Annotated in this window: 6 protein-coding genes; 3 read left to right on the top strand and 3 right to left on the bottom strand. The window is 62.9% G+C overall.

What is annotated here, in order from left to right; translation table 11 throughout:
- Positions 1–521 precede the first annotated feature (521 nt).
- From VEK15_26565 to VEK15_26575, 3 genes are all read left to right on the top strand, one after another.
- Entirely contained in the window at positions 522–1,865 is a 1,344-nt protein-coding gene (locus VEK15_26565) for a sigma-54 dependent transcriptional regulator (protein ID HXV64291.1), read from the top strand.
- 197 nt (positions 1,866–2,062) lie between these two features.
- Entirely contained in the window at positions 2,063–2,212 is a 150-nt protein-coding gene (locus tag VEK15_26570) for a lmo0937 family membrane protein (GenBank protein HXV64292.1), read from the top strand.
- 116 nt (positions 2,213–2,328) lie between these two features.
- Positions 2,329–2,937 carry a Fe-Mn family superoxide dismutase gene (locus tag VEK15_26575; GenBank protein ID HXV64293.1) on the top strand — a complete coding sequence of 203 codons (609 nt, stop codon included), beginning with the start codon at positions 2,329–2,331 and terminating at the stop codon, positions 2,935–2,937.
- Between the two features lie 25 nt (positions 2,938–2,962).
- Here VEK15_26575 and VEK15_26580 read toward each other — a convergent pair whose 3' ends face one another.
- The 3 genes from VEK15_26580 to VEK15_26590 all read right to left on the bottom strand — a co-directional run.
- Entirely contained in the window at positions 2,963–3,619 is a 657-nt protein-coding gene (locus VEK15_26580) for a response regulator (protein ID HXV64294.1), read from the bottom strand.
- The gene (locus tag VEK15_26585) at positions 3,616–3,813 is read right to left on the bottom strand and encodes a hypothetical protein (protein ID HXV64295.1); all 198 of its coding nucleotides are present in this window, start codon (positions 3,811–3,813) and stop codon (positions 3,616–3,618) included. The genes VEK15_26580 and VEK15_26585 overlap by 4 nt, the downstream gene beginning before the upstream one ends.
- A partial coding sequence (locus tag VEK15_26590; GenBank protein HXV64296.1) for an ATP-binding protein occupies positions 3,810–5,156 on the bottom strand: 1,347 nt, incomplete at its 5' end. The genes VEK15_26590 and VEK15_26585, both read right to left, overlap by 4 nt.

A 5,156-nucleotide genomic window follows, 5' to 3' on the forward strand; every position in this document is an offset into this window, starting at 1 on the left:
CCGGCCGAACATCGAACGCCAACGATCTGTCGCAGCAGTGGCCACACGAGCGAGTTGTTCCCGCCGTTTGGGAGCGAACAGTAGTGGGCGTTCCAACTGGGCTCACGCGTGGCTCTCAGGATGAGACAGAGTGCAGAAGACTCTATAGTGGCCCCCGATTTGACAATCGTGCAGGAGGATTAGAAGGCGCCTTCGAATTCTGCTTAAGAGCGCATTTTCTATTTAGGGCTTTGAACGTCAACGAAGCCAAGTCAGGCACCGAAGGCGGCGGCGGCGGGCGGCGCTGGTAAGCCCCAATCGTCGTCACTGTCCCCAAATTTGTTTCGCGACGGCCCGAGACTTCGCAAGGTCTCGGGCCTTTCTCGTCAATCGCTCTCGCCGTCTTCCTCCGCGCGCATCACACAGCCCGACGCCCTGCTCCCGTGGGGACGATGGTATACTTCGCAACATACAGGAAACGTTCGATGGCCTCGTTAGATTCACTCGATGCTCCGGAATCCGCCTCGCGATCGGAGCGCAACGTGACACCCCGCGCATTAATCGTCGATGACGATTCCGGGTTCTTGCTGGGGCTCTCGGAAGTCGTCAAGCGCGAGGGCTTCGAGGTCCTTGGCGCGGAGAGCTTGAAGCAAGCCCGCGAGGAGATCGCGGCGCACCAACCCGACATCCTGCTCATCGACCTCGGGCTTCCCGATGGGAGCGGGCTCGATCTGCTGGAGGATTTCGAGGGCACGGCCTCCCCGGAAGTCGTTTTGATCACGGGGCACGCGAGCGTCGAGACGGCTGTCGAAGCCCTCCGCTGCGGCGCCGCCGACTACCTCACGAAGCCTGTCGACATGGCCCGGGTCAAGATGGCTCTGGGCAAGCTGTCTCGCACCCTTAAGATGAAGGGTGAGATCGGCTCACTGCGCACCGAGTTGCGCAAGCTGGGTCGGTTCGGACCCCTCGTCGGCGCGTCGCCCGCCATGCAGAAGATCTACGATTTGATCGCACGCGTGGCCAAGACCAACGCCAGCATCCTCCTCAGCGGTGAGACGGGTACGGGAAAGGAGGTCGTCGCACGGACCATCCACGACCTGAGTCGCCGCAGCAAGGCACCGTTTCTTCCCATGAACTGCGGCGCGGTCTCGGCGAATCTGATCGAGAGCGAGCTCTTCGGTCACGAGCGCGGGAGCTTCACCGGGGCCGACAAAATGCACCGGGGATACTTCGAGCGAGCTCATGGAGGGACCTTGTTTCTCGACGAGATCGCAGAGATGCCCATGGACCTCCAAGTGAGGCTCCTCCGCGTGCTCGAAACGTCCACGGTCAGCCGCGTTGGAGGGAGCGATTCGTTCCAGGTCGATGTGCGCATCATTGCGGCCTCGAACCAGCGGATCGAGGACGCGGTCACGGCGGGGAAGCTGCGTGAGGACTTGCTGTATCGCCTCAACACCTTCCAGATCGAGATTCCTCCATTGCGGAAGCGGGCCGGAGATGTCAAGCTCTTGGCCGAGGAGTTTCTGAAGGAGCTGAACCAGAACGAGGGGACAACCAAGCGCTTCACCCGGGCGTGCCTCGACCGGCTCGACCAGCACCATTGGCCGGGGAACGTCCGTGAGCTCAGGAACGTGGTTCAGCGCGCCTTCATCCTCGCCGAGGACGATGTTGGCGTCGACTCCCTCCCCCTCCAGGTCACCGAAGAACCGTCCGCGCCCCCTTCGACCTTGATGATACAGGTGGGGATCCCCATGGCAGAGATGGAGCGCCGTCTCATCCTAGCGACGCTCGAACGCTTCGAGGGGGACAAAAAGAAGGTCGCCGATGTTCTCCAGATCAGCGTGAAGACCCTCTACAACCGTTTGAGGGAGTACAAAACCGACTGACGGGGCGGTCCGACCGGGGGCCATCCCCCTCTTAGCAAATTGTAGAACATGCGTCAGAGCGCCCCCGGTAGGCTCCCTTCGCGCACGTCACAACCGCGAATCTGACAGGCTCCTCGTGATTGGCTACTGGCACGGCTCTTGCTCTTCACACTGGAGTCGGCTCGCATGACGCGCGGACGATAGCCAAAGGAGGCGATATGCTCTGGACAGTCGTTGTGATTCTCGCGGCGTTGTGGTTACTGGGAACGGTCAGCTCCACCACCTTCGGGGGGTTGATCCATCTGTTGCTGGTTTTGGCCGTCATCGTGGTGGTGGTCAATCTGATCTCGGGGCGACGGGTCGTCTGATCCCGCTCTTGCGTCTGGGGTGGCCGACGAGCGGTCCTCATTTCGGGCTCCGACCACCCCCTTTCGGGCCATCGTCGCAATGACGACTACGCGATGAAACTGGAAGGGAGTAGAAAATGAAATACGAGCCAAAGGATTTCAGCTCGCTTCTGGGCATGAACGGATTCAGCGACCAACTTCTAAACGACCACATCGGTCTCTATCAGGGCTACGTCGCCCAAACCAACGAGCTCCTCGAAAAGCTCGCAAAGCTCGAAGAGGGCGGCAAGCTCGGATCGGTGGAGCATTCCGAGCTAAGGCGGCGCCTCGGTTGGGAGTTCGACGGCATGCGCCTTCATGAGCTCTACTTTGGAAACCTGGGTGGAAGCGGCAAGCCACCCTCCAGAGGGGACGCGCAAGAGACCATCACGTCGGGCTTCGGAAGCTTCGACCGCTGGTCCGACGAGTTCAAAGCCGTGGGAAACCTTCGTGGAGTCGGCTGGGCGATCCTCTACCTCGATCCCGAAAGCGGCCGCCTGATGAATCTCTGGATCGACGAACACGGCACCGGCCACGCAGCGGGATGCTCGCCCCTTCTGGTGATGGACGCCTGGGAGCACGCCTTCATGACCGATTACGGAACGGACCGCGCGTCGTACATCGAGGCCTTCATGGGCAACGTCGATTGGAAAGAGATCGACAAGAGACTCGTCGCCGTCCGCAGCGTCGAAGTGGCTCACCACTGACGGGCCCGGGTGGGCGACACCCGTTCTACTTCGGCTCTTCCCTCATGCGGGCCATCGCCTCCATGACGGCGAGAAGATGGTCCGGGTCCACGGGTTTCGGAATGTGGTACTGGAATCCGGCCAGAAGTGCTTTGCGGCGATCTTCGACTCCCGCGTAAGCCGACAGCGCCGCGGCCGGAATGCGGCCGCCGCGGTCGAGCGGCAGAAGACGCACCCGGCGGATGAGAGAAAGGCCGTCCTCGCCGGGCATAGCGACGTCGCTCAGCAAGATGTCGGGCTGAAGACGTTCAACCAGCTCGAACGCCTCCTGCGCGGAATCGGCGGTAGTGACGAGCATCCCATTCTGCTGAAGGATCCTTCGCATGGCCTCTCGCGCGTCCTCTTCGTCGTCGACGAGCAGGACCTTCAGGCCGGCAAAAAGGCCGTCCCCTGCGGAAACGGGCTCGGGGCTAACCGAGGGACTACCCTCCGCGACTCTCCCCCCGCGCGCTAGCGGAAGGAAGGCCGTCATGGTGGTCCCTCGTCCCGGACCGGGGCTTGCCGCATTCACCCTGCCACCGTGATGCTCGACCACGTGGCGCACCACATAAAGACCCAGACCCAGCCCATGATGGGAGCGAGTGCTGGTGCTGTTCTGTTGGCGGAATCTCTCGAAGGCGAAGGGCAGGAACCCGGAGCTCATTCCCTCGCCGCTATCGATGACGCGGAGCCGGGCCTGTTGGTCGACGGTATCCAGGCAAAACGCCCGTCACGGCTCACGAAGCGCAGGCCGACCGGGGCGTGATCGAGGAACTCCCGCAACTCGATCTCGCTCTCCGGGGCTCGGCCCCTCTCGCGCCCTGGCGGCGGCGCTCCTTCCTTGCGTTTTTTGTTCATCCGTTGCGATGTGCCGCCAGACTCGCGACGACCGTGACCAGCTCGGAGGGCTGCACGGGCTTCGACAGGTGCAATTGGAAGCCGGCGCGCAGCGCGCGGAGCCGATCTTCGGTGCGCGCATAGGCGGTCAGCGCCACCGCAGGGACGGCCCCTCCTTGTTGCTGGGAGCGCAGGCGCAATTCCCGGATCAACTGGTAGCCATCGGTCCCGGGCATCTCGATATCGCTCAAGAGCACGTCGATTCGCTCCCGTCCCAGGATTTCGAGGGCCTCGCGGGCCGACGACACCGTCTTGACGAATGCGCCCTGACCTTCGAGCACCTTCGCTAGGAGCAGCCGGGCGTCGTCGTCGTCTTCCACGATCAGCACCTGGATCCCCCTGAGGTCGGGCGCTTCCTCCAATCCGACGACGTCGTCCGCCTGCGAATAGACGCGACCGTTCGAGGTCGTTGCCGTCACCGGGGAGCGGGGAAATCTTACCGTGAACGTAGACCCGTGTCCGATCCCGAGACTTTCCGCCTCGATGCTCCCGCCGTGGAGCTCGACGAGCTGTCGCGTGATGGCGAGCCCCACGCCCAGACCGGGGGCGGACCGGGTGCTCGAGGAGTCCCTCTGCGTGAAACGGTTGAAGATGATCGGAAGGAACTCGGCGTCGATGCCGAGACCGGAGTCGACCACCACGATCTCGACGGAGGAATCGACGGACTGAACGCTTACCCGCACCCGACCATGCTTGTCCGTGAACTTGATGGCGTTGGAAAGGAGGTTCCAGAATACCTGCTGCAGGCGCTCCGGATCCCCCATGACGTAGCTGCCGGCGGGGTCCTGGATGAGCTGGAGTCGTATGCCCTTCGCGTTGGCCGCGGGCGTCACGGTCTCGACCGACGCCTTCACCACCACACCGATCTCCAAGGGCCGCAGATCGAGCTGCAGCTTCCCCGTGATAATCCGCGATACGTCCAGGAGCTCTTCGACAATCTGGCCCTGCGCCGCGGCGTTGCGAATGATGGTGTCGATGGCATCGCCGATCTCGTCGGGAGTGAGCTGGCCGCGCTTTAACAGGTGCGCCCAACCGACGATCGCGTTCAGGGGCGTCCTCAGCTCGTGCGACAGCGTAGCCAGGAAATCGTCCTTCACCCGGCTCGCCGCCTCGGCCGCCCTGCGCGCCTCCTGTGCTTCCCGGTAGAGGTGCGCGTTGTCGAGGGCAATGGCCGCGTGGGCCGCGAGGCCGGCGATCAGACTTTCGTCACGATCGCCCAATGCACGCGGCGACGCGAACTTCATGACCACCCGCTGCGCCATCCGAACAGCTGTCCCGCCATAATATCGTTTCTCCGCATCTTT

Source organism: Vicinamibacteria bacterium, from assembly GCA_035620555.1.
Classification (GTDB): domain Bacteria; phylum Acidobacteriota; class Vicinamibacteria; order Marinacidobacterales; family SMYC01; genus DASPGQ01.

Coding starts and splice junctions, on each gene's coding strand:
- VEK15_26570 (HXV64292.1), top strand. CDS start 2,063: ATGCTCTGGACAGTCGTTGTGATTCTCGCGGCGTTGTGGTTACTGGGA.
- VEK15_26575 (HXV64293.1), top strand. CDS start 2,329: ATGAAATACGAGCCAAAGGATTTCAGCTCGCTTCTGGGCATGAACGGA.
- VEK15_26580 (HXV64294.1), bottom strand. CDS start 3,619: ATGAGCTCCGGGTTCCTGCCCTTCGCCTTCGAGAGATTCCGCCAACAG.
- VEK15_26585 (HXV64295.1), bottom strand. CDS start 3,813: ATGAACAAAAAACGCAAGGAAGGAGCGCCGCCGCCAGGGCGCGAGAGG.